Annotated in this window: 22 protein-coding genes and 1 riboswitch; of the genes, 13 read left to right on the top strand and 9 right to left on the bottom strand. The window is 30.7% G+C overall.

The annotated features are described in order from the left end of the window. The first annotated feature begins 327 nt into the window (after positions 1 to 327). The 10 genes from K292_RS0104720 (at position 328) to K292_RS17715 (ending at position 9,873) form a co-directional block, all read left to right on the top strand. A complete protein-coding gene (locus K292_RS0104720; protein ID WP_027398869.1) occupies positions 328 to 1,023 on the top strand; it encodes a GTP-binding protein in 696 nt (231 codons plus the stop codon). Between the two features lies 1 nt (position 1,024). Beyond that, positions 1,025 to 1,801, top strand: coding sequence for an ATP-binding cassette domain-containing protein (locus K292_RS0104715; RefSeq protein WP_027398868.1), 777 nt, complete (start codon positions 1,025 to 1,027; stop codon positions 1,799 to 1,801). A 13-nt stretch (positions 1,802 to 1,814) separates the two neighbouring features. Then, on the top strand, positions 1,815 to 2,711 hold the full coding sequence (locus K292_RS0104710; protein WP_027398867.1) for an ABC transporter substrate-binding protein: 897 nt from the start codon (positions 1,815 to 1,817) through the stop codon (positions 2,709 to 2,711). Between the two features lie 2 nt (positions 2,712 to 2,713). Beyond that, positions 2,714 to 3,499 carry an ABC transporter ATP-binding protein gene (locus tag K292_RS0104705; protein ID WP_027398866.1) on the top strand — a complete coding sequence of 262 codons (786 nt, stop codon included), beginning with the start codon at positions 2,714 to 2,716 and terminating at the stop codon, positions 3,497 to 3,499. A 64-nt stretch (positions 3,500 to 3,563) separates the two neighbouring features. Next, positions 3,564 to 4,151, top strand: coding sequence for a class I SAM-dependent methyltransferase (locus K292_RS0104700; RefSeq protein WP_037372503.1), 588 nt, complete (start codon positions 3,564 to 3,566; stop codon positions 4,149 to 4,151). Positions 4,152 to 4,226: 75 nt separating this feature from the next. Further along, entirely contained in the window at positions 4,227 to 5,276 is a 1,050-nt protein-coding gene (locus K292_RS0104695; RefSeq protein WP_027398864.1) for an ABC transporter substrate-binding protein, read from the top strand. 15 nt (positions 5,277 to 5,291) lie between these two features. Continuing rightward, positions 5,292 to 6,287 (top strand): FecCD family ABC transporter permease, encoded by a 996-nt coding sequence (locus tag K292_RS0104690; RefSeq protein ID WP_027398863.1) that lies wholly within the window; start codon positions 5,292 to 5,294, stop codon positions 6,285 to 6,287. Positions 6,288 to 6,608: 321 nt separating this feature from the next. Continuing rightward, positions 6,609 to 7,847, top strand: a complete 1,239-nt coding sequence (locus tag K292_RS16005; RefSeq protein WP_084145897.1) for an FMN-binding protein — start codon at positions 6,609 to 6,611, stop codon at positions 7,845 to 7,847. A gap of 20 nt (positions 7,848 to 7,867) precedes the next feature. Beyond that, positions 7,868 to 8,521, top strand: a complete 654-nt coding sequence (locus K292_RS0104680) for a response regulator transcription factor (RefSeq protein ID WP_027398862.1) — start codon at positions 7,868 to 7,870, stop codon at positions 8,519 to 8,521. A 17-nt stretch (positions 8,522 to 8,538) separates the two neighbouring features. Then, positions 8,539 to 9,873: a HAMP domain-containing sensor histidine kinase gene (locus K292_RS17715; RefSeq protein ID WP_051280324.1), complete on the top strand. Its 1,335-nt coding sequence runs from the start codon at positions 8,539 to 8,541 to the stop codon at positions 9,871 to 9,873. A gap of 786 nt (positions 9,874 to 10,659) precedes the next feature. Here K292_RS17715 and K292_RS0104665 read toward each other — a convergent pair. The 5 genes from K292_RS0104665 to K292_RS15990 form a co-directional block, all read right to left on the bottom strand. Continuing rightward, positions 10,660 to 12,018 carry a PFL family protein gene (locus tag K292_RS0104665; RefSeq protein WP_027398860.1) on the bottom strand — a complete coding sequence of 453 codons (1,359 nt, stop codon included), beginning with the start codon at positions 12,016 to 12,018 and terminating at the stop codon, positions 10,660 to 10,662. Between the two features lie 34 nt (positions 12,019 to 12,052). Further along, a complete protein-coding gene (locus K292_RS0104660) occupies positions 12,053 to 12,316 on the bottom strand; it encodes an ACT domain-containing protein (protein ID WP_027398859.1) in 264 nt (87 codons plus the stop codon). Positions 12,317 to 12,479: 163 nt separating this feature from the next. Then, positions 12,480 to 15,143 (bottom strand): calcium-translocating P-type ATPase, PMCA-type, encoded by a 2,664-nt coding sequence (locus tag K292_RS0104655; RefSeq protein ID WP_281168531.1) that lies wholly within the window; start codon positions 15,141 to 15,143, stop codon positions 12,480 to 12,482. 364 nt (positions 15,144 to 15,507) lie between these two features. Beyond that, on the bottom strand, positions 15,508 to 16,524 hold the full coding sequence (locus K292_RS15995) for an elongator complex protein 3 (RefSeq protein WP_051280323.1): 1,017 nt from the start codon (positions 16,522 to 16,524) through the stop codon (positions 15,508 to 15,510). A gap of 2 nt (positions 16,525 to 16,526) precedes the next feature. After that, positions 16,527 to 17,165: a DUF6873 family GME fold protein gene (locus K292_RS15990; protein WP_051280322.1), complete on the bottom strand. Its 639-nt coding sequence runs from the start codon at positions 17,163 to 17,165 to the stop codon at positions 16,527 to 16,529. 60 nt (positions 17,166 to 17,225) lie between these two features. Between K292_RS15990 and K292_RS0104640 the strand changes: the two genes are divergently transcribed. From K292_RS0104640 to K292_RS0104630, 3 genes are all read left to right on the top strand, one after another. Next, entirely contained in the window at positions 17,226 to 17,891 is a 666-nt protein-coding gene (locus K292_RS0104640; RefSeq protein ID WP_027398857.1) for a uracil-DNA glycosylase, read from the top strand. A 72-nt stretch (positions 17,892 to 17,963) separates the two neighbouring features. Beyond that, complete coding sequence (locus K292_RS0104635; RefSeq protein ID WP_027398856.1) at positions 17,964 to 18,521, top strand: LemA family protein; 558 nt, start codon at positions 17,964 to 17,966, stop codon at positions 18,519 to 18,521. Positions 18,522 to 18,524: 3 nt separating this feature from the next. Beyond that, positions 18,525 to 20,417, top strand: coding sequence for a DUF2207 domain-containing protein (locus tag K292_RS0104630; protein WP_027398855.1), 1,893 nt, complete (start codon positions 18,525 to 18,527; stop codon positions 20,415 to 20,417). A 5-nt stretch (positions 20,418 to 20,422) separates the two neighbouring features. Here K292_RS0104630 and folK read toward each other — a convergent pair whose 3' ends face one another. The 4 genes from folK to K292_RS0104610 form a co-directional block, all read right to left on the bottom strand. Then, complete coding sequence (folK, locus tag K292_RS0104625) at positions 20,423 to 21,238, bottom strand: 2-amino-4-hydroxy-6-hydroxymethyldihydropteridine diphosphokinase (RefSeq protein WP_027398854.1); 816 nt, start codon at positions 21,236 to 21,238, stop codon at positions 20,423 to 20,425. A 9-nt stretch (positions 21,239 to 21,247) separates the two neighbouring features. Beyond that, positions 21,248 to 22,054, bottom strand: coding sequence for a dihydropteroate synthase (folP, locus tag K292_RS0104620; protein ID WP_027398853.1), 807 nt, complete (start codon positions 22,052 to 22,054; stop codon positions 21,248 to 21,250). A gap of 10 nt (positions 22,055 to 22,064) precedes the next feature. Continuing rightward, positions 22,065 to 22,547 carry an HD domain-containing protein gene (locus K292_RS0104615; RefSeq protein WP_027398852.1) on the bottom strand — a complete coding sequence of 161 codons (483 nt, stop codon included), beginning with the start codon at positions 22,545 to 22,547 and terminating at the stop codon, positions 22,065 to 22,067. Between the two features lie 135 nt (positions 22,548 to 22,682). Beyond that, positions 22,683 to 22,779: riboswitch (THF riboswitch) on the bottom strand. A 36-nt stretch (positions 22,780 to 22,815) separates the two neighbouring features. Next, entirely contained in the window at positions 22,816 to 23,973 is a 1,158-nt protein-coding gene (locus K292_RS0104610) for a class I SAM-dependent methyltransferase (RefSeq protein ID WP_027398851.1), read from the bottom strand. Between the last annotated feature and the right edge of the window lie 57 nt (positions 23,974 to 24,030).

Below are 24,030 nucleotides of genomic sequence, written 5' to 3'. Positions count from 1 at the left end.
AATAAGATTTAATAATTAAATTAATATTTATTCTTAAAAAAAGCTGACTTTGTCAGCTTTTTTTAGGTACTCTCTAATTAATTGTTGTTTTAACTCAACATTTTATTTATAATTAAACAAAAACAAACAAATAACAATAAAAATAAATACAATATAATATAATACAACAATATCTGTTTACTTTTAAACAAAATGGAGATATAATAAATGATTATTGACATTTGCTCATAATTTTATGCCAATTGATGTCAATTATAAAAAAGTAATTAATGCAGCAGAGAAATTTTATTAACTAATAAAATATTTTGTAAAAGGAGGTTTTTAATCTTGCGTTTTATAGTAGTTGCAGGTACCCCGTCTTCTGGTAAGACATCAGTTATGTACTATACTATTTCTCACATTTTAAAAAATAATGTTAAAGTAGCAGCCTGTAAAATTGATTGCCTAGAAACATCAGATGATGAAAGATACGGTAAACTAGGAATTCCTGTAGCTGTGGGTCTAAGTGATTACCTTTGCCCTGATCATTTCTATGTGGCAAATTTGGAAGAAATAGAGACATGGGCAAAAAATCAAAATGCAGACATACTTGTATTAGAAACAGCAGGCTTATGTCATCGTTGTGCACCATATGTAAATGATTGTTTATCAATTTGCGTAATTGATAATTTAATAGGAATTGATACACCTAAAAAAGTTGGACCTATGTTAAGTACGGCAGATATTATTGTTATTACAAAAGGTGAGATTGTATCTCATGCTGAAAGAGAAGTATTTCGTCATAAAGTAGAAATGATTAATTCTAAAGCCAGGATTTTAGAAATCAATGGTCTTACAGGACAAGGCTCACTTAAATTGAAAAATGAGATTATGAAGTATAAGGAATTGGATACCATAAGCGGTAAAGAATTAAAATATTCAATGCCTGCATCAATCTGCTCCTATTGTGCAGGAGAAACAATAGTTGGCAGCCAATATCAGATGGGTAATGTCAAAAAAGTGGATTTTGGGAGGCAGAAATAAAATGTTGGAAAAATTAACTATCATAGGCGGAAATGATAAGGAAGGAAACCCTGAAAATGTCAAGCTTTTTGAGATTGATGCCGGCATGGTATTTGCTATTGTAGGACCTACAGGTTCAGGGAAAACTCAGCTTATATCAGATATAGAACAATTTATTGATGACAGTGAAACTATATCCGGAAGATCAATTTTAATTAATAACCATCCTGCATCCGAATTTAATTTTAATAAATCTTTAAGATATTTGATAGCAGAAGTATCACAAAACATGAATTTTGTTATTGATATAACTGTTGAAAATTTCTTATTAATGCATACAAAAGTCAGAGAAATAGAAAATCAGAAAGAAATAATTGATGAAGCTTTGAAAATTACAAATGAATTAGCAGGTGAACCTGTTTATTTTAGTGATAATCTTACTAAATTAAGCGGAGGACAATCGAGAGCTTTAATGGTAGCTGATGCAGCAGTAATCAGCAAAGCACCTATATTATTGATAGATGAGATCGAAAATGCAGGTATTAATAGATTAAAAGCATTGGAAATTCTTAAAAAGCAAGGGAAAATTATATTGGTTATAACTCATGACCCAACTCTTTTATTAATGGCAGATAAAAGAATAGTTATGAAGAATGGAGGTATGAACAAATTACATATAACTTCAACAGAAGAAAAAGAGCTGTTAAAGTCACTAGTAAATTTTGAAGAAAAGATTTCAAATATACGTGATTATATTAGAAACGGCGGAATTATAAAAGAAAAAAACTTTGATATTTAAGGAGGGAATTATTATGCAGAAAGTATATCTTCATTGTCCGCTTAATGTAAGCAGAACTTTAGTTCAGATGATATCAGAATATGGTGAAAAAATGCAGGATAAATATGGAGAAAAAATTGAAATTTTAGACCAGCCTCATCGTCCTGAAGAAAAAAGTTTGTTTGAAACAGATTTTGAAAATGATGAATTTCCTGATATGATTATAGGTCATGTTAATGATTTCGCAGCATTACCTGATGGATATTTGGAAAAGTATTTTCTTTCAATACCTGATCGTTTTCCTATCAGAAAAGAGTTGGAAGATATGGGATTTAAAGATGATAAAGGGTATTTTCATCCATTTACAGTAATACCATTTGCTTATTTCTATAACGTAAACCTATTAGAAGAAAAAGATGTTCCGAAATCTTGGGAAGACTTATTAAACGATACGTGGTCAAAAAAAATAAGAATGCCCGATGAGTTTAGAATGGTTTCTATAATTATAAGAACTTTTATGAGAGCTAATTATCCGGAAAGATTTTCGATTTTTAATAAGAATGCTGTACATAGCGGAAGTCCTATTGATGTGGTGCAATCTGTTGATAAGGGAGAATACCCTTTAGGTATAACGAATATTGCTTTTGCACGAATTTCTAAAAATAAAAATACAAAGCTTATCTGGCCGAAAGATGGTTTCTTTTGTATGCCGCAAGTTATGGTATTCAGCAAAAAAGCAGATAAACGATTACTTGAACTTGGTGATTTTCTAATGGGAAAAGAAGTTCAGGAATATTTAGCGTTACAGAGTTTTATACCTGCATCTGCAGAGATTGAAGTACCTAAGTTGTTATCACAAAATAATTACAAATTATATTGGGATAATTGGGATAACTATTTAAAGGTCATTAAAGAGGGCAAAGGGTTTTAAAGATGATACAAATAAGAAACTTGTATTTTTCTTATGGTGATAAAGAGATTTTAAAGGATATAAATCTTGATATACAAGATGGCGAAATATTAGCACTTTTAGGACCTAATGGATTTGGGAAATCTACATTATTACGTTGCTTTAATGCATTTTTAAAACCAAAGAGCGGTCAAATACTGCTTAATGGTAAAAATATTTATAATCAATCCAGAAGGTGGATATCCCGTAACATTGCTTTTCTGCCTCAAAATTTAGACTCAGTTCAGCATATTACTGTGTACGAATTAATCTCCATGGGAAGGACTCCATATAAGCAATATGGATGGGCTCTAAAAAAAGAAGATAAAGAAAAAATAGAATGGGCACTTGATTATATGAATTTACAATATTTAAGAGATAAGCAAGTGGATAAACTTTCTGGAGGAGAGCGCCAGAGGGTATGGCTTGCCATGATTATTGCTCAAGATACAAAATTAATATTATTAGATGAGCCTATTACATATTTAGATTTGAAATATCAATGGGGATTAATGGAAATTATTAAAAATATACGAGATCAATATAAAAAAACTTTTATTTTAGTTTTACATGATCTTAATCAGGCCATGATGGTAGCCGATCGTTGTGTGATTTTAAAAGACGGAGGAATAAGTGCACAAGGAAAACCTGATGAAGTTATTACCGCAAGCTTATTAAAGGATGTATATGACATTTCTGCTGAAGTATGCAGTTTAGGCAGTGATTTTAAAAAGTTCATTATTCCTGCAAAAAATAGTGTAGAAAGATGAATGGCTAAAAGAAAGATTTGATTTTTATAATAAACAATAAACTTTTGTGAAAGGAACTAATAAGATGCATTCAGAAAATCTAAAACCAATATACTCTTATATTGCACAGCAGATTGTAGATGATTATAAAATAACTAAAGGAAAATGTCTTGATATTGGTACAGGGCATGGAGCTATGGGCATAGAATTAGCTAAGATAACCGATTTTGAGATGTATTTTATAGATATTAATCCTGATTCAATAGAAGAAGTTAAACAGAATGTTAAAAATACCAATCTAAATAATAAAAGTCATTATTTGAAAGCAGATGTTTGCAATCTTCCTTTGATGGATAACTTTGCGGATTTTATAGTAAGTCGAGGTTCTCTTTGGTTTTGGCATGATCAAATAAAAGGATTACAAGAGATAAACAGAGTTTTGAAAAAAGGTGGAGTAGCATTTGTAGGTGGCGGATTAGGAAGGTATACACCACAAGATTTACGAGAAAAATTACAAGGTAAAGGTCGGAAAAAGCTTATAGAACGAGGAGAAACCGGATTTTTAAGTGGAGATGAATTACAGGCGTTGCTTGATAAAACAGGTATAGATAATTGTAGACTTATATCAGATGTGGAAAACAAGCCTGCTACGTGGATAGAAATTCGTAAATAGACAAGAAATTAAAAACAGATAACTTTATATGGCAATTTTAGTAGTAAGATTTATAAAATAAATAAGGAGTAAATTATGCTTAAAAATAGAAATAAATTTTTAATATTTATTACAATAATGCTTATATCATTTTCTTTATCAGCTTGTGTAAGCAAAGAAGACAAAGCTGTAAATAATAATGTAAATGACAGTAAAACAAATGAAAGTAATGAAGAATATCATTCTTATACTGATGCACTTGAAAGAGAAGTTATGATTCCAAATAACCCAAAAAGAGTACTAGCTCTTAATTCAAGTATGATAGAATCGCTTTTTAATTTAGGTGTAACACCTATAGGTGTTGTTGATGAATATTCAATACCTAGGGCAAATGCAGAAAATTTACCTAGTATTTCTATGGAAAATTCACCTAATATTGAAATTATTAATGAACTTAAACCGGATTTAATAATTGCACATGTGCGAAATCATGCTCAGATGCTTGACAGTTTAGAAGCTACAGGTGCAGTAGTTGTTTATGTTGATCCTAGTGCAGCGGAAGATCAATTGGTTGGTTCTGTAAATGAGTTAGGAGAAATCCTTAATTGTCAAGATAAAGCTGAAGAATATGAAAAAAGTATTATGAATAAATCTAAAAAATTAAAAGAAGAAGTAAAAAAGACCGGTATTAAAACAGCTTTATTTATTCAGGGAGGCAATCAAAGTATTACAGCAGCCAGATCATTTTGCTTTTGGGGAAGATTACTTACATATTTAGGATTAGAAAATATTGTATCTGATGATATTAAAACATCTTCAAAAGCGGGATTTATAACATTTGATATTGAAACAATTACACAAAAAGATCCTGATGTTATATTTGTTCTTCAGCCAGGCTTTAGAAAGGGAGAAGGTAAAGGTAACGGAAATAAAAGTAATTCTGCAAATGGTGAATCTAATAATGCAGTAAATAAAATCAGTTCTGAAGATTTAAAATTAATGTACGAAAATGATCCTATGTGGAAGGAATTAAGTGCTGTTAAAAATGGACGTTTAATAATAGTTCCGGAAAATATCTCACCGGGAAAAATTGAAGCAGAGGAAGCTTTGGATGTTATGGCAAAACTAGTATGTGACGAGAATTAGGATGGTAAAATAAAAATGGCAAAACAAAAATTACGTATATTATGGATTTTTTTGTTCGCTGTAATTTTAATCATTGCAATGATGATAAGTATAGTTAGTGGTACTTTGGATTTCTCAGTTTCTAACATTTTAAAAGTATTTTTAAAAGGAAATGCTGATCATCTAACGCAGCATATCATAATTAATGTTAGATTGCCGCGTACACTTGTAGGGATGTTAGTAGGTGTAAATTTAGGTATTGCAGGAGCTTTATTGCAAGGACTCCTTAGAAACAATCTGGCTTCACCGAATATAATAGGTGTAAATTCAGGTGCAGGATTAGCCGCAGTTATAATGATGTGTTTTATGCCGGGAAGCATTAACATGCTTCCTTCGGCTACATTTTTAGGAGCACTCCTTACTTCACTTTTAATTTATTCTATTTCAAAGAAAAAAGGAAATAGTTCAAATGTAACTATAATATTAGCAGGGGTAGCTTTAAATGCACTTTTACATGCATTAACTTCTGCAATAATGATTCTGAACAGTGATGAACTTGCTGTAACTTATACTTGGCTCATCGGAGGTTTAAATGGAAGAGGATGGATACATTATGAATCCATATTGTATTATAGCTTATTCGGAATAATCGCATCTATTTTTCTGAGTCCGAGAATCAATCTCTTTTTATTGGGAGAGGATATGGGAAAAAACTTAGGCTTATCTGTAGAGTTCTCTAGAATATTGATTATAATAACTGCGTCAATACTTGCAGGTAGTGCAGTAAGTGTTGCAGGAACTATTGGATTTATTGGATTGTGTTCACCTCATATTGCCAGATTGATTATTGGTAATGATTACCGTTATCTAGTTGTTTTTTCAGGAATTTTAGGTGGATTGATATTGGTAGTCTCTGATACATTGGCACGAGTAATGTTCCAACCTATGGAACTGCCGGTAGGAATATTAACGGCAATTCTAGGTACACCATTTTTCTTATTCTTGATTTATAGCAGGAGAAGAAATATATAATAAGAGGTTTGTATTAAAGTTTAAATTTTAGCTATTACCCTTCAATTTAATTTTTTCAATTTGTTATTACAGAAGTTATTTATTATGTTATTGTGTAATTTTAAATACATACTATTTTCTTAAAACGCTCTTTCTTTTATTAAGGAGGCTGTTCCTAAGGCAGTTTAATTAGCTGCTGGAGAAACAGCCTCTATTTAATATTAGTTATTATTTTCCCAAAATTATCCCATAATTTTCACATCGCTTTATTGTAGATTCAAATTTTCAAATCTTTTATAATAATTATCATAAACAAATAGTAGATGAAAGGAATGTGGAAATATGAAGAATATAAAAAAATATCGCTTAATAGCGCAAATAATATTTTTGATTATCACTGCTTCGGCATTATTTTTAAATTTTGAAGTGGGTTTATTATTACTTACAGTATTGACAATATTATCTGGAGTTTTTTATTGTGGATGGATGTGTCCTTTTGGATTTATTCAAGATGTTTTCAGTAAATTAGGCAGAAAAATAGGCATAAAAAAAAGAAAGGTACCTATGGTGTTACATAGAATATTAATATTTGTAAGATATATTATATTTGCTTTAGTCTTATTTATGGCAGCAGATATTATATTTGCAATCCTTTCCTTTGACCCTAGAGTAGCTTTTAGCCAATTATTATTAGGGAATGTAAGTAAAGTTGGAGCACTATTAACAATAATTTGTTTTGCATTATTATCAATGTTTTTTGATAGACCTTTTTGTAATTATTTTTGCTACGAAGGTGCAAAATATGGCTTGATGAGTATTTTTAGGGTTTTTACCATAAAAAGAAATGAAAGTAACTGCATAGGCTGTAAAAAATGTGATAATGTGTGTCCTATGAATATTGCTGTTTCAAAATGTAATAATTTAAGATCTGCTCAATGTATTAATTGTTTTGAATGTGTCAATGTTTGTCCCGTTGATGATACCTTGAAGTTTGGAACAATAAAAATGAATAAAAAAGAAAAGAAAATTTATATTGCATTGGCAATAGCAGTAGTACTGTTCTCTTCAAGTTTTATGTTGTATAATATTTTTAATGATGATAGTTTAGCAAAGACCCAATTTACTAAACAATCTGATGAAAAAGTTAGTGAAGAAACAGAGAGTCCATCAGAAATATCTGTGTCAGAACAAGATGATGAAGATGGTAATAATTTAACTGTAAACGAAGAAACAGCTGATAATAATTGGGAACAACAACCTAGTGAAACAAACATAATTCCAGAAGATGAAAATATTTCCTATGGAGATGCAGCAGGTATAGCTGATGGAGTATATACAGGAGAAGGAAAAGGCTTTAAAGGTACAACAGTTGTAGAAGTTACAGTTAAAGATCAGAAAATAGCTAAAATAGAAATTATAAGTAATCAAGATGATGAAAAATGGTTTGAGAGAGCTAAAAATATAATTCTTGATAAAATTATAGAAGAACAAAGTACAGATGTAGATTTAGTAAGTGGAGCTACTTATTCATCAATAGGAATAAGAGATGCAGTTATAGATGCTTTAAACAATGCTAAATAAATAAGAATGTGGTGAAATTTATGAAAAGAATTTTCCTTGTCGAAGATGAAATATCATTGTGTAATTTACTTATATCTTATCTAAGAGATGCCGGTTATGATGTCAGGGTTTTTTCAGATGGATTAGAGGCAAAGAATTCAATTAATGAAAAACCGGATTTATGGATACTTGATATTATGCTTCCGGGTATGGATGGATATAGCCTTATAAGAGAAATAAAAAATTATACACCAAATGTTCCTGTTATATTTATGTCTGCGCGAAGTGCGGAATTAGATAGGGTTATTGGACTTGAAATGGGAAGTGATGACTATTTGCCGAAACCTTTTCTTCCGAGAGAGCTTGTTTTAAGAGTAAATCGACTTTTAAAAGAACAGACAAAACAAGAAGAAGTAATGAAGCTTGGTAAATATGATTTTAACAGACAAAAAAGAAGTATTATAGATGAAAATGAGGAAATAGCATTAACAGTAAAAGAATACGATATATTAGAGTTTTTGATAGCAAACAAAGAAAATGCAGTAAGCAGAACAGCTATTATTGATGCAGTTTGGGGAACGGATTACTTTGGATCAGAAAGAGTTGTAGACGATACCCTAAGACGTCTTAGGAAAAAAGTACCGGATCTGCCTTTGGAATCTGCTTATGGATATGGCTATATACTTAAAATTTGATAAGCAGGAGTAAATGTATGAAAAAGAAATTCAGATCAATTAGTTGGAAAATATGGTATTCGGTAACTGTGACAATAGTAATATTGTTGATTTTAATCCTGTTTTTTAATATTATCGTTTCAAGTAGTATCAATAAAGAATTTATATTTGATCAACTTAAAGAATCAGCTAAAGCGAAAAAAGCTGCGGAAAAATTTGTAACTAAAGTAGAAGACGAAAATAGTTCTTTTTGGGTTGCACACTTTAGAATGGATAAAGATAATGATAGTGAGAATTACAATCTTAAAGTGGATAAATTTACAAGAAGCTTATATTTAGATAATAAAGAAAACTCTCAGATTATTCCTCAAATTGTGCAGAATATCAGTTTGTATAATGACAGTAAAGATAGAGGCATAATAGAAAATGGCAATTTACTTCATTATTATTATATCGATTGGGAAGAAGATGGAAAAAGTGCAATGGTATTTTTAACGTCAGTTGAAAAGAAAAGTCCATTAACAATTGAAATGATAATTTTATTAGTGGGATTGTTAATTATAAGCTTTTTTGCTTCCAGAATTGTTACAAGGAGAATTTTTAGCCCAATTAAACAGCTGGAAGTTTTTGCGGAGGAAGTATCAAAGAAAAATTGGGAAGTTGAATTACCTAAGACGGATAATGATGAGATCGGAATGTTAGCAAAGTCATTGGAAGATATGAGAAATTCATTGAAAATAGCAGAAGAAAGAGACAGACAATTTTTACAATCCACATCACATGATTTAAAAACACCTGTTATGGTTATAAAAGGATATGCACAATCTATTTTAGATGGAATAAGTATAGACTCAGAAAAACCAGCGGCAGAAGTAATTAAATTAGAAGCTGATCGCTTAGAAAGAAAAATAACTCAGATTTTGAGACTTAATACATTAGAACATTCTCTTGATTACAATGAAAATTGGGATATTGTAAGTATTGATAGAATTCTTAAAAGCTTAGTATCTAAATTTAAAGTTATAAGACCTGAATTACATTGGAATTTAGAAATAAAAGAAGCAGAAATAAAAGGGGATGCAGAGGCATTACTTATTGCTTTTGAAAATATTCTTGAGAATCAAATGAGATACGCCGAGAATGAAATTAATATTTCAATAAACAATGATGAACATATTGAAGTGATAATATCAAATGATGGACCAAAGATTAACAGAGATAATCCTATGGAATTATTTGATGCATATAAAAAAGATAAAGACGGTAAATTCGGACTTGGTCTTGCAATAACAAAGAAGGTTTTAGATGCTCATAATGGCAGAATAACAGCTTATAATATTGAAAATGGCGTAGCGTTTAAAATTAATTTATAAGAGATATTATCTTTAATTTTATTTTTAGGTTATCATATACAAATTATGTGATTTACGCAAAATCGGGTATTACTCAAAAACATAATAAACCTACGAAAAGGTGGGTTTATTTTTGTTTCAAATATTGTCATGATAAAAATAAGAATTTAATTGAATAAAGCCTTATTATGTACTATATAAAATTATATATATCTAAAATTTATATAGTATTTATCTAAAAGTGATGTCAGATTATATCAACACGTAATACCTAAGATATTGACTAATTTATATAAAGATATATTATAATAGTAATATATTGGATTATTTTAGTAAATAAATGCAAAATATAAAATTTTTATAGGAATATTTTAAGATAGTAAAAAGGGGATTTGATAGTAAATGCATTATAATTTTTTTAATAATATAAATCTCAGCATATGGCCATTTTTGTATTTTGATTTTCTGCTACTGTGTATTTTGTTTCTTATAGTTTGTATTACTTTTTTTAAGGATGCAAGAAAAAATGGAATTGATTTTTATGAATCTATCTTTTGGGGAATTATTTGTGCTCTATATTTTCCAATTGGAATCGCCATTTATTTTATTTATAAAAAAGTAAGGTGATAGATTTAAAAAGTATCTTTATAACTGAAGAGGGGATAGTTATTACTATGGCTGTAGCTGGATTGGCTAGAGGTTTGGCATTGTCATAATGAAAAAAGTTTCTAAATATAATCAAGAATTTGATAATAAAACACATAAAAATACCTAACTTTTAAGCTAGGTATTTTCATGTAATAATCTTTAATTTTTCAAACTATGCATTGGAGCCGGTATTCTTCCGCCTCTGTTAATCATTTTTGCAGGAGATGTCATATTTACTTTCATAACAGGACCGTTTCCGAGAAGTCCTCCGAATTCAAGTTCTTCTCCTTCTGATTTACCGATTGCAGGGATTACTCTTACGGCAGTAGTCTTTGAGTTTACCATACCTATTGCAGCTTCATCTGCTATAATAGCTGAAATAACTTCAGCAGGAGTCTCTCCAGGAATTGCAATCATATCAAGACCAACAGAACATACAGCAGTCATAGCTTCTAACTTTTCTAATATAAGTGTTCCGCAGCGAGCGGCTTCTATCATACCAGCATCTTCAGTTACTGGAATAAAAGCGCCAGAAAGACCACCCACATTAGATGATGCCATTACTCCTCCTTTTTTAACTGCATCGTTAAGCATAGCAAGTGCAGCAGTAGTTCCGTGGCATCCGCACATATCAAGTCCGATTTCTTCTAATATATGAGCAACAGAATCACCAATGGCAGGTGTAGGAGCAAGAGATAAATCTACAATTCCAAAGGGAACCCCTAAACGAGCAGAAGCTTCACTTCCTACAAGTTGTCCCATACGGGTGATTTTGAATGCAGTTTTCTTTATTATATCAGCAATTTGAGTTAAGTCATAATCATCAGGAGCTTTAGCAATTGCAGCTCGAACAACTCCGGGACCTGAAACTCCCACATTAATTACGCAGTCTGGTTCACCTGGGCCATGCATTGCACCGGCCATGAAAGGATTGTCCTCAGGAGCGTTGCAAAATACAACCAATTTTGCAGCACCTATACACTGACGATCAGCTGTTAATTCTGCTGTTTCACGTACTATTTTCCCCATAGTTTTAACAGCATCCATATTTATTCCGGTTTTAGTTGTACCTATATTTACTGAAGCACAAACATGATCTGTTTCTGCTAAAGCACGTGGAATTGAATCAATTAAAGCTTTGTCTCCGGGAGAAAAACCTTTATGAACAAGGGCAGAAAAACCCCCGATAAAATTTACTCCAATATCATTTGCAACACGTTCCAATGTGTGAGCATATTTAACAGGATCTCCGCCGGATGCTGCTACTAATATGGCTATTGGAGTAACAGAAACTCTTTTATTAATAATAGGAATACCATATTTTTGTTCTATATCACATCCTGTTTTAACTAAATCTTTAGCATAATTGTAAATTTTGTTATAAACTTTTTCACAGGATTTATCAATATCGCTGTCACAGCAGTCTAAAAGAGAAATTCCCATAGTTATAGTTCTTATATCTAAATTTTCATCTTGAATCATGGTTATAGTTTCCATGATGTCACTCATGTTAAGCATGTGTTTCTACCTCTGATTTCTTTCTTATATAGTATTATATACGATGCATTGAATTAAATATATCTTCATGCATAACGTGTATTGTCATTTCTTTTACATTATTTTCAAGTTTTTCGTGTAATTCGGGTAATTCACACGTCATTTTTTCAATATCAATAAGCATAACCATGGCAAAGAAGTCTTGCAATACTGATTGAGTCACTTCAATAACATTTGCATTTGCTTCAGAACAAGTTGTGCTGACTTTAGCTAATATACCTACCATATCTTTACCGATTACAGTGATGACTGCTCTCATATTAATTACCTCCATAAAGTTTATTCATTTAAAAAGTTTTACCAGTCATTTTATCATAAACATTAGGAAAAAACAAGATGGCAGCTACATTACTAAAAACCTATGGCAGCTACATATACTAAAAAACAGAAAAACAATATAAAATTGTCTTTCTGCTTATTAGTTATTTCAGTATTTTTTTAATAAAAATTTTTCTTATCATATCTGCAGGTATAACTGTTGCTGCTAATATTATGGTTAAAATTAATTCTGGCGCGGAAAGGGGATAAGTTCTAAACAATGTTCCCCCATAATATGTTAAAATCAACTGCACTGTGCATATTATTGAAATGATAGCTATGAAGGCAGGGTTTTTTGACAAATATGCAGTTAAATTAATTCTTGTTGTTCTGGCATTAAAACTGTTAAAAATACCGCAAAATATAAATAAAGTAAAAAATGCAGATAAAAATTTTGAAGCATTAAATGAATAATGAAAGAATATTTTTACCCAATTTAATGAAAGGAAAAGCATACATATAATTATCGTATAAAATCCCATAAACAATATTTGCTTTAGCATTTGTTTGTTTAATACAGGTTCATCTCTGGATTTCGGAGGTTCCTCCATATATTCTAAAAGAGGGGCTTCTCCGGCAAAGGCAAGACCTGCAAGAGTGTCCATAATAATGTTGACCCATAACATTTGAATTACTGTAATGGGTGTTTCCATTCCTATAAACGGTCCAATAAAGCAAACTCCCACGGCACATAAATTCATAGTAAGCTGAAATATAATAAACTTTTGAATACTTTTAAAAATCGTTCTGCCATACAATATTGCTTTTGAAATAGAGTGAATGTTGTTGTCCATTATGACAATATCTCCGGCTTCTTTTGCAACTTCTGTACCGTCACCCATGGCAAAGCCAACATCGGAAAGCTTTAATGCAGGACCATCATTTATGCCATCACCAGTCATTCCTGTAACCATACCTAGTTCATGAGCTAAAGTGACCAATCGGCTTTTATCTGTAGGCAAAGCTCTTGCTACAACACGAAGCTTTGGTAGAATTTGCTTTAATTGTTCGTCACTTAGTTTATTTAAATCCTTACTAGTGATAATGCTGTCTTTTTCATATTCATTAAGAAGCCCTGTACCTCTTGCTATGGCAACAGCAGTATCTTTATTATCTCCTGTAATCATTACAACCTGTACACCGGCATTCATTATTTGATTAATAGAGCTTTGTGCTTCAGGTCTCAATTCGTCTCTGATACCAATAAGACCGATTAAAATGAGGTTTGAAAATTCATCTTCGTATATAGGCCAAGTCTTTGCAGCTGCAACTACAATAACACGAATTGCGTTTGCTGTAAGATCGTGCCAAGTATCTTCCAATAATTTTATTTTTGAAAGTGGGTATACATTGCCATCTTCTCCATAGTAATGTGTACAGCTTGGTAAAATTTTTTCGGGAGCACCTTTTATTAAACTTAAATCTTTTTTCCCTGATATTCGGGCGGCGGAATATTTTTTCTCACTATTAAAGGGAATACTGTCAAGTTTGATATATTGATCTGTTTCTATGGGTAAGGGCATAACGTATTCTAATAAGGCTCTGTCAGTAGAATTTCCTCCTAAGGGTTTTGTTTTTGAAATTACAGAGCCAGTGTTATAAAAACTAGAAAGTGCTAAATATTGTAATTGAGGAGAACCTCTTCCCGGTTTATCCTTATTACGATAAATTTTACCGTCACCTGTCATGAAATGGCTTACAGCCAATTTTCCTTGCGTAAGTGTTCCAGTCTTATCGGTAAATAAAATATTTAAACTGCCGGCTGTTTCAATTCCAACCAGCTTCCTGACCATTACTTTATCTTTCAGCATTCGCAGCATATTAGATGAGAGTACCACAGTAATCATCATAGGAAGACCTTCGGGGACAGCAACAACAACGATAATAATTGCAAGGGTTATGGCGTGTAGAATATAACCTGTCATTGCGTATGGATTTGAAAGTACTGAACAGATTAATGAAAACTGCATATTATTTTCTAGTACAATAGAAGAAAAAAGATCTGAAAAAGCTATAACTGCGGCAGCTAAATAACCGATTTTACTTAAGATTTTTGCAAGCTCTGAAAGGCGGATCTTTAAAGGACTTTCTCTTGATTCTTCTTGCATTTCCATAGCTAAAACACCATAAAATGTAAAATCTCCAACCCTAATAACTTCCATTACGCCTTCACCTTCATCAACCACACTTCCTCTAAATAGTTGATGAGAAGACATTAAATCCCAGCTGGATGTTTGCTCGGTAATACTTCTGATATCAGGTAATTTTTCAATTTCTTTGCTTTCTCCGTTTAAAGCAGATTGATCAATTTTTAATTTCCCTGATATTATAATACCGTCGGCAGGAATTTTTTCCCCTGCCTGCAATAATACAATATCACCAACAACAATTTCATTGATTGGTACAGATATAGTGTTTCCATCTCTTAAAACCCTGCATTGTATACGTTGAGTCTCGTCCATTAATTTAATGAAAGCTGATTCACTGCCATATTCGGATAAGGTTGAAACAAATGTAGCTAAAAAAACAGCTATGGCTATACCTGCTGTTTCAAGCCAGTTTGCATCACGAAATAAAAAAATTACATTTAAAGCTAATGCAACTAACAATATTTTTATGATTGGATCACCAAAGCTGCTTAAATATTGCTTTAAAAATCCTTTTCTTTTTCTCTGTGTTAGACTGTTATCACCGTTATTTATTCGAGAATCAGCAACCTGAGAGGAAGTAAGTCCAGGTTTAATATACATATTCAATTCACTCCTTATCTTAAGTTCTCTAAAAAGAATTTTGCATTTTGTAAATTGTATTCAGAAAAGTGGACAATATGTATATAAAAATTAGACAAGTTAATAAAATAATAAGTAAATAAATAATCTGCATATGAATAAGCAACCTTTTTTTAATTATAGAAGCAAAAAATTCTTATTTTCTCTATTTAATTATTTGTTTAATATCATTAATAAATATTGAAAAATTTTAATAACCAAATAAAAAGGCAGATTGAAAAAATATCAATCTGCCAAGTAAAAATAATAACCTTATTTTTATTTTATTAGTTTCTCTATTTAATAATTTTCTCTTATTAATCTATATTGAGTTTGATATAGATATGGTATAAAACAAAGAACATTATAACAATAAATATTCATCATCTTTAAGATTTGGATTAACTTTAAATTTAAAGGAAAAATTGGGATATTTTTCTTTAAAATATATTTTATTTGATTTATTATTTCCAATCATATAAGAAAAACATTTACTGTTGCTGACAAAGTTTATTTTACTATTATTAATTTGTGACTTTAAAAGCTGATTCTCCAGATGTTCTTTTGCAAGTTCTGATTCAACAAGCTGTCTGAAAGCAGGATGATATGTGCCGCCTGTTACTTGACCGTTTTCATTAATATAATCTGTACTTTTTAAACCTATTCTTATTACATTAATGCCGGCATTTTTTAAAATCTTGTACATATCTTTTGTATTTTTTACAGCTTCATCAGCAGAAAGTGGAGTGTAACTTCCTTTTTTATACATGTCATAAAGTGCTGTATCATAAATTATAATAGTAGGATATAGTCTTGCTATTGAAGGACCTATTTTAACAGCTTCGTTAGCAGAGTAAATATCTTTTTCATAACTGTCTCCCGGAAGACCAATCATAAGCTGAAGACCAAGTTCAAAACCATATTCTTTAATAAGTTTTGAGCTGGAATATACTACTTGAGCATTATGGCCTCTTCCTGATAAACGAAGAACATCTTCATCAAAGGATTGAACTCCAAGTTCAATAATGTCAACACTATGCTCCTTTAAATTGGTGAGGATTTTGTCATCAATATAGTCAGGTCTTGTAGACAGATGAATTTTGTTTATAAAGCCTTCATCTTTATATTTTTTTGCAATGGAAAGATATGATATTTGCTCGTCTAAGGGGATTCCTGTAAAGCTTCCTCCAAAAAAAGCAATTTCAATGGTTTCAATATTGCGATTTATGATAGTTTTCAAATTTCTTTCTATTATATCCACAATATCCTCTTTTGAAGGCGGATTTATTTTGGCTGTAATTTTTTTCTGATTACAAAATACACAGTCATTTGGGCATCCGATATGTGGAATGAAAATAGGTATAATTGCATGTTTTTTCATGATTACACTTCTATTATAGAGCCTATGTCTTCTAACTCAAAACTATCAAAATATTGAAGACAAAAACCTCTGTCAAATACAAAGTTAGACATTTCTATATAATCAGGGTGTTCGGATAAGTCACCATGAAATACCATTGCATCTCCCACTCTGCCAGATGTACCGCCTATAAATCCATATGGAAATCCTTTAAGCTTTATATTGCCGTTTGAAATAAGAAGTACATCAATATCCGTGGTGGATTCAAGTGTTTTTGCAATTCCTTCATCCGATGTAATGACCGATTTATCATCTACTATTGCAAGGTTACATTTTGTATATCCCTGATTTACATGGACAATAGTCAAACCCTTTTGTTTTGCAAATTCAAGAAGTTTTGGCGCAGTGTAATTTGTGTTGTGTATAAAATATTTCCCCACACAAGCAGCATTATATTTAACATTGTTTGGATAATTATAGCCTAAATCACCTTCTTCGGTTATTAGCTGGTCACAGATTTTGCATATGTATATGTCAGGATGAGTTGCTATTCCGTCATATACATCAGCAGTTTTTTTTACCTCCATTAAAACATGACCAGTGTCAATAATATATTCCTTCAGTGATTCGTCAGCATTTTCTGATAAATAAACTGTACTCATGGTTATATTATACACTATCTATTTCTTGTTTTCTCTAACAATTTATTATAAAATTAAAATATGGTTAACATAGGAAATGAATGGGATGAAATCCTAAAAGATGAATTTAAAAAAGAATATTATTTGCAGTTACGTAAGTTCCTGATTAGCGAGTATAGGACAAAAGTAACTTATCCGACAATGTATGACATTTTTAATGCTTTAAAGTATACAAGCTATAGTGATGTCAAGGTTGTTATTTTAGGTCAAGACCCATATCATGAACCAAATCAGGCTCATGGTCTTTGCTTTTCAGTACAGAAGGGAGTAAAAAAACCACCATCTCTTGTAAATATTTTTAAGGAACTGGAAAGTGATTTAGGCATTAAGCCTCCAAATCATGGTTATTTAGAAGATTGGGCAAAGCAAGGGGTTTTATTGTTAAATACAGTACTTACAGTGAGAAAGGGTCAGGCAAATTCACATAAACAGAAAGGATGGGAAATATTTACAGATAAAGTTATTGAACTATTAAATGAAAGAAATGATCCTATAGTCTTTATCCTTTGGGGAGCAAATGCAAAGTCAAAATCCGCTTTTATTACAAATAAAAATCATCTTGTATTAAAGGCAGCACATCCAAGCCCACTTTCGGCGTATAATGGATTTTTTGGATGTAAACATTTTTCTAAGGCAAATAAATTTTTGTCTGAATACGGGAAGATTATTGACTGGGAAATTAAATAATTAAAAAGGTTTAAAATTAAAACAATATAGAGGAAGGAGTAAATGATGTTTTTATAACATCATAGAGAAAGTATGAAAATAGCACTAATTATAATTGTTGCAGTTGTTGCTATACTTATTGTATGGATAATTACTGCCTACAATGGTTTTGTTAAATTAAAAAATATGATTGAGGAAGCATTTTCAACAATGGATGTCTATTTAAAGAAAAGGTATGATTTAATACCTAATCTTGTTGAAACTGTAAAAGGCTATGCAGCCCATGAATCAGGTACTTTGGAAAAAGTAGTACAGGCTAGGAATATGGCAGCAGGAGCAACTACAATGGAGGATAAGATTCAAGGTGAAAATATGCTTCAGGGAACATTAAAAAGTTTATTTGCAATAGCTGAAAGTTATCCTGATTTAAAAGCAAATACGAATTTTTTAGATTTGCAAAGTCAATTAAAAAGAATTGAGGATGAAATTGCAAATTCCAGAAAATACTATAATGCAGTAGTCAAAGAATTTAACATTAAGACAGAGATGTTTCCGAGCAATATTATCGCAGGTATGTTTCATTTTACACGTAAGCCATTATTTGAGGTTCAGGATGTAAAAGAAAGGGAAAATGTAAAGGTGCAGTTTTAAATTATGAGAAAATTAGCAAAGATTTTATCCACTGTTTTTGTTGCAGTGTTTCTGCTTGCTGTCAGTGTTTCATATTCCTTTGCTGAGGAAACACAGGATTATGATGTTACAATAGATGTAAATAAAAATAATACTTATGATATTACAGAAAAAATTCAAATGGAATTTACTGAACCGGGAAGGGGAATTTATAGATATATTCCATATATAGGCACTGTAACTCGTGAAGTAGACGGAGAAGTGAGAAAAGACGCATATAAAATAAAATTATCAGATGTTAATGTAGAAGGATATAACTATGAGACTTATCATGAAAATGACTGTCTGGTAATTAAGATAGGTGATGAAGATGTTTACTTAACAGGTCTTCAGACATTTACCATCAGTTATAAAGTTACAGCTTACGATGATGGCATTAAGGATTTTGATGAGTTTTACTGGAATGTTTTGGGCACACAATGGCCTGAGCCTGTTTTATCAAGTAAGATTGTTATAAATATGCCAAAAGCCTTTGATTCATCTAAAATTGAATTTATTACAGGAACTTATGGTCAAAATAATGTGGATGATGTGGATTTTAAGGTTAAGGGAAATCAAATTACAGCAAAAACTAATAGAACAATAAGTGCAAATGAGGGAATAACTGTTAAAATACCTTTAGAAGAAGGGTATTTTACGGGAGAAAAAACCAATACTGCATTAAAGCTTCTTCTTGTTATATTAATTGCATTAATACCTTTGATTACTTTAATATTATGGCTATTATTCGGAAGAGATGATAAAGTTGTCAAGACGGTGGAATTTTATCCGCCTGAAGGTAATAATTCTGCAGAAGTAGGTTATATTGTAGATGGCTTTGTGGATAGTAAGGATATTGTTTCTCTTATTATATATTGGGCTGAAAAAGGATATTTGAGTATAAGAGAAGAAAGTAAGAAAGAATTTATATTAAAGAAAATAAAGGACTTACCTGGGGATGCTAAAACATATGAATATACCATGTTTAACGGTCTTTTTGATAATAGAGATGAAGTAACAATGGAGCAATTAAAAGATGATTTTTACGGCAGCTTTCAGGCAACTAAAGACCAACTGAGAGCATACTTTACAAAGTTTAAAGAAAATAGAATTTTTACAATAGCTTCTAGGATTACAAGGATGCTTAGTATACTTGTATTAATTGTATCGTTTTCTATATTTGCCATCTTAGGGACGCAGATAAGCATGAAAAGTTCAATGTTTGGTTTATTGCCCATTGCAGCAGGTATACTTTTTATAATTGGTACTATTATATTTATTATTGCTAATGATAAAAAGCACAGCATATCTAAGACTAAGTTTATGGGAAATATAGTAGGAGGTTCTATCTTTACAGCTTTGTCAGCAGTAATATTTTTAGGTTACGGTATTTTTGCTTTAGATAATATAATTTATGGTATTTTAATGATTTTATCAAGCGTTATAGTATTGTTCTTCATATTAATAATGTTAAAAAGAACTAAAAAAAGTAATATGCTGCTTGGTAAAATTTTAGGATTTAAGGAGTTTATAAAAACAGCTGAACTTGATAGAATAAAGCTTCTTTCATCTCAAAATCCTCAATATTTTTATGATGTATTACCTTATGCGTATGTATTTGGCTTGAATGATAAATGGGTAAAGAAATTTGAAAAGATTGTTGTTCCTGAACCTGTTTGGTATTCAAGTTACAATAGCATGAATGTATTTAATACTTATTTATTTATGAATTCTTTCCATCACTTTACTTCAACTGTTCAGAATAATATTTCTGTACCAAAAGTTGATACATCGTCAGTAGGAGACATTGGCGGATTTTCCGGTGGTGGTGGATTTTCCGGCGGAGGAATGGGCGGCGGCGGAGGTGGCCGCTGGTAATCTTTTTATTTCCTAATCTCACATAGCATTTGCTTTATACTTTTTTTAAAAACAGGGTGTATGTAATAGGGCGCTAATTCACAAAGGGGCTCTAAAACAAATATCCTGTTTTTCATATCAATATGAGGAATTGTAAGATTTTCCGTATTAATTATTTCATTTTCATACAATAATATATCTAAATCCAATGTTCTTGGACCCCAATGAATTTTTCTTTCTCTATGTGCATTATTTTCAATAGAATGAAGAAAATCAAGAAGTTCAAAGGGTGATAAAATAGTTTCAATTTCAATAGCTCCATTAAAAAAAGTATCTTGGTCTTTCATACCATAAGGCTCAGTTTCTATAATTTTTGATACTCTGATATTTCTTGTTTTAGAATTTGTACTTAATTGTCTTATTGCATTATCAATATATGCTTGCTTATTTCCTAGATTTGAGCCAATTCCTAAAAAAGCTTTTTTCCAGCTTCGAGTAATGCATACTGATACATTCTCAAAGGGTAAACCTATAGGTGCATGTGGTTTGCAGATTTCTAAATCTATTGATGAAATTAAAGGAAAAGATAATAGAATATTTTCAGCTAAATTTTCAGCAACAGATTCAATTAGATTAAAAGTATGCTTTGTCATATAATCATTTATAAAATGACATACTTCACCATAATTAGTGGAAAGCTGAAGATCATCACTTTGACCTGCTTTTCTTGTATTTGTATATAATACCGTATTTATATAAAAGTCTTGACCATTGTTCTTTTCTTCTTCGTAAACACCATGATAGGCAAATACTTTTAAGTTAGTAATTTTTATTTTATCCATAATAACCTCTTATCTTTTTAATATAGCTTGTGTCATTTTTATTGCTCTGAAATTCTCTTTTATATCGTGTACTCGAATAAAGGCGCATTTTTTTAGAACTGCGAAAACTGAAGTAACCAATGTTCCTTCTACTCTTTCACTAACTGGTAAATCAAGAGTTAAACCGATAACCGATTTACGAGAAGTTCCCAATAAAATAGGAAAGCCAAGAGAATGAAGGGCTTGAAGTTCATTAATGATTTGAAGATTTTGTTCATATGTTTTTCCAAAACCAACTCCCGGATCTAAAATAATATTATTATCTTTAATTCCTGCTTTCCTTGCAATTTCCAATGTATCTTTTAAATCTTTTGTTACATCAGATAAAAAATCAATATAGTTTATTTCTTTTCGATTATGCATAAGACAGCAGGGAATATCGCTTTGGGCAATAACTTCAGCCATTTCATTATCATAGTTTAATCCCCAAATGTCGTTTATCAGATCTACACCTTCTGAAATACCAGCTTTTGCGACACTTGCTTTATAAGTGTCAAGGGAGATTGGTATATCAAAATTATTTTTAATTGATTTTATTATTGGAATTGTTCTTTCAATTTCTTCTTGCGCTGAGACAAAACTGCTTCCCGGTCTTGTGGATTCACCACCTATGTCAATAATTGCAGCTCCTTCATCTATCATTTTTTCAGTTTGTTTTAAAGCTTTATCTATAGATGTATAGTTACCTCCGTCAGAAAAAGAATCCGGAGTTATATTTAAAATTCCCATAATATAAGTATTATTATTTGTATCAAATTCTTTATTACCTATTTTCATTTGTAATCTCCTATATCAATATTTTTAAATTTTTCTTTTCATTACTCCAATTGCAGTCTTTTGAAGCGGAACAGTTAAAACAATTTCTGCTCATTTTATCAGCTTTATACAATAATTCACTTAGTGTAAATTCATTTATCACTTTGCTGTTTCTATGGTCACGAATCGCACATATAATTGCACTTATTTCTTTTTCAGTAAAATCACAAGTTGATAAAATATCTTTTGCAATATCACAGCTAGCAATATTATGGGGTATGCCGTAATTATATTGGATACTTTTTCCGCAGTCATGGAGTAATGCAGCTGCATAAATTAAGTCCTTTTCCATATTGTAGTTATTTTCTAAGTTAATAATATATGCAATTCTTGCAACATCTAAAAAGTGTGTCATATCGTGTTTGCAAAATATACGATCTTTTTCACAAGATTCAATTTCATACAAGTAATGTTTAAATATTTTATTACTTAATATTTTGTTTATCCTTTCCATAATTTATCTTTCTTTCTTAATTAAACATAAAACTAATTTTTAAATAGTTAGTTAGATACATGATTTATAGTAATAACTAATTAAATATAAAAAGGATAAGCACAGATACTTATCCCTTAGATTATTAAGTATAATAACAGCGGGATGCAAAGTTTAAACCGCAGGATTTCCTTTCGTTTCTTTGACAACTCCCCGTTCAAAGAACACTTCACGTATAAACTTCTACTCTGTAAATTGTATAAATTTAAATTAGTAAATGTATTATAGGTTATAATTGATCAATAGTTGGATTGATATTCCAATATTCTTTAAGCTTTATAAATTCTTCGGCAGATTTCATATTTTTTTTATCTGTTTTAACACCTCTTATCATAATATTTTTTGAAGTATGCTCTAAACTTGTAAATTCTATCATTGAAATATCATATCCGTATTCTTCCAGTTTTAATGCACGCATACCATCAGTTAAAATTGCAGTAAATCGTTCTTTTAAAATACCGTATTTTAACAATGAATCATTAATATCATTTTTTATTTGGCTAAACAATTCATGCTGGCAGCAAGGCACTGATAAAATAACAGAGGCTTTCCAGTTTACTGCTTTAATTAAGGCATAGTCTGTTGCAGTATCACATGCGTGAAGAGTAACGACCATATCCGCAGAAGCAGCATCATTGTATTCAGCTATATCACCTAATTGAAATTTAAGCTTATCATAGTTTAAGTCATTAGCTATCTCATTACAAAAATTAATCACATCTGTTTTTAAATCTAAGCCTATTATTTCTACATTTCTATTCAATGTCAATTTCAGATAGTAATAAAGGGCAAAAGTAAGATATGCTTTACCACAGCCAAAGTCAATAATTTTTATGGGCTTTTTATTATCAGTACTATTTGAGCTATTGGGCAAATATTCAAGTACATCTGAAACTATTTCCAAGAATCTGTTTATTTGCCTGAATTTTGCATAGTACTTCGGAACAACTTGACCATTTTTTTGCATAACCCCAAGACGAATTAAGAAGTCACAAGGTTTTCCATCAGGAATAATATATTTCTTGTTTTGATTATGTTCTAAACATTCTAAAGTTTTACTTGGATCTTTTTTTATAATCTTTGGCTTTTCAGGTTTTGAAGCCAGTATTTGATAATCAGCAGAAATACTGAAAATATTCACTTGCTTAAAATTATTTAATAGTAAATCTTGACAAAGATTATAAAATTCTTCGTCATCTAAATTCTCATGAGTAACTTTTTTATCAAAATGATATTCTGCCTGATAGTAAACTAGCCCTTGTATTATAACAGGGCGAATTGATACTTTTTTAAAAGGCAGCGATTTTTTACGCAGTCCACTGAAGACCATTTTAATTAGGCTGTTGCTTGCTAATATTTCATTTATTAATTCATTAAATCTTTCCATAATAAAATTTTAACAGTTTCCAAAATTTAAATCAATATAAACACTTTTTTTTTTACA

It is taken from the genome of Anaerovorax odorimutans DSM 5092 (assembly GCF_000426305.1).
Taxonomy (GTDB): Bacteria; Bacillota; Clostridia; order Peptostreptococcales; family Anaerovoracaceae; genus Anaerovorax; species Anaerovorax odorimutans.
Note: the sequence above shows the minus strand (reverse complement) of the source record. Positions and strands in the feature narration are given on the sequence as shown.

Coding starts and splice junctions, on each gene's coding strand:
- K292_RS0104715 (WP_027398868.1), top strand. CDS start 1,025: ATGTTGGAAAAATTAACTATCATAGGCGGAAATGATAAGGAAGGAAAC.
- K292_RS0104710 (WP_027398867.1), top strand. CDS start 1,815: ATGCAGAAAGTATATCTTCATTGTCCGCTTAATGTAAGCAGAACTTTA.
- K292_RS0104705 (WP_027398866.1), top strand. CDS start 2,714: ATGATACAAATAAGAAACTTGTATTTTTCTTATGGTGATAAAGAGATT.
- K292_RS0104700 (WP_037372503.1), top strand. CDS start 3,564: ATGCATTCAGAAAATCTAAAACCAATATACTCTTATATTGCACAGCAG.
- K292_RS0104695 (WP_027398864.1), top strand. CDS start 4,227: ATGCTTAAAAATAGAAATAAATTTTTAATATTTATTACAATAATGCTT.
- K292_RS0104690 (WP_027398863.1), top strand. CDS start 5,292: ATGGCAAAACAAAAATTACGTATATTATGGATTTTTTTGTTCGCTGTA.
- K292_RS16005 (WP_084145897.1), top strand. CDS start 6,609: ATGAAGAATATAAAAAAATATCGCTTAATAGCGCAAATAATATTTTTG.
- K292_RS0104680 (WP_027398862.1), top strand. CDS start 7,868: ATGAAAAGAATTTTCCTTGTCGAAGATGAAATATCATTGTGTAATTTA.
- K292_RS17715 (WP_051280324.1), top strand. CDS start 8,539: ATGAAAAAGAAATTCAGATCAATTAGTTGGAAAATATGGTATTCGGTA.
- K292_RS0104665 (WP_027398860.1), bottom strand. CDS start 12,018: ATGCTTAACATGAGTGACATCATGGAAACTATAACCATGATTCAAGAT.
- K292_RS0104660 (WP_027398859.1), bottom strand. CDS start 12,316: ATGAGAGCAGTCATCACTGTAATCGGTAAAGATATGGTAGGTATATTA.
- K292_RS15995 (WP_051280323.1), bottom strand. CDS start 16,524: ATGAAAAAACATGCAATTATACCTATTTTCATTCCACATATCGGATGC.
- K292_RS15990 (WP_051280322.1), bottom strand. CDS start 17,165: ATGAGTACAGTTTATTTATCAGAAAATGCTGACGAATCACTGAAGGAA.
- K292_RS0104640 (WP_027398857.1), top strand. CDS start 17,226: ATGGTTAACATAGGAAATGAATGGGATGAAATCCTAAAAGATGAATTT.
- K292_RS0104635 (WP_027398856.1), top strand. CDS start 17,964: ATGAAAATAGCACTAATTATAATTGTTGCAGTTGTTGCTATACTTATT.
- K292_RS0104630 (WP_027398855.1), top strand. CDS start 18,525: ATGAGAAAATTAGCAAAGATTTTATCCACTGTTTTTGTTGCAGTGTTT.
- folK (WP_027398854.1), bottom strand. CDS start 21,238: ATGGATAAAATAAAAATTACTAACTTAAAAGTATTTGCCTATCATGGT.
- folP (WP_027398853.1), bottom strand. CDS start 22,054: ATGAAAATAGGTAATAAAGAATTTGATACAAATAATAATACTTATATT.
- K292_RS0104615 (WP_027398852.1), bottom strand. CDS start 22,547: ATGGAAAGGATAAACAAAATATTAAGTAATAAAATATTTAAACATTAC.
- K292_RS0104610 (WP_027398851.1), bottom strand. CDS start 23,973: ATGGAAAGATTTAATGAATTAATAAATGAAATATTAGCAAGCAACAGC.